Source organism: Vibrio sp. 1641, from assembly GCF_033339995.1.
Classification (GTDB): domain Bacteria; phylum Pseudomonadota; class Gammaproteobacteria; order Enterobacterales; family Vibrionaceae; genus Vibrio; species Vibrio alginolyticus.
On record NZ_JAWOVP010000439.1, the window covers coordinates 1 to 546 of the forward strand.

At 48.5% G+C, this 546-nt stretch carries 1 protein-coding gene; it reads left to right on the forward strand.

The window, feature by feature from the left end; all coding sequences use genetic code 11:
* On the forward strand, positions 1-546 hold a 546-nt coding region (locus R7Z47_RS26445; RefSeq protein ID WP_318130973.1), incomplete at both ends, for an EAL domain-containing protein.

Below are 546 nucleotides of genomic sequence, written 5' to 3' on the forward strand. Positions count from 1 at the left end.
ACTCTCCGGATTTAACTGACAAATCGGTATCGCACGTCCGTATTCAATCTGCGCTGCATGAAGCGATAGAAAAAGAACAACTGCATTTGGTGTATCAGCCGCAATACAACCTCGCGCAAAACGCAATTATTGGTGTGGAAGCCTTGGTGCGTTGGGAACACCCAGAATTTGGCTTAGTGCCACCTGCGGATTTTATTCCTATCGCAGAGAAGACGGGCTTGATTCAAAGCATCGGCGAATGGGTACTCAAAGACGCCTGTTTACAAGGGACAGACTGGCTGGCGAGAGGCGTTCAATTTGGCAAAATTGCAGTCAATGTATCAGCCCTTCAACTGCAGCAGTCGCGCTTCATCAACAAGCTCAAAACCATCCTTCGTGAAACGGGATTCCCGGCGCATCGCTTGGAGCTGGAAATTACCGAAAGCTTTTTGCTTATCGATCCAAAACTGGCCATCGCATCGCTAAATCAGCTGTGTGAACTCGGAATCGAGATTTCGTTGGATGACTTCGGCACAGGCTATTCTTCGCTGTCGTACCTCAAAGGTT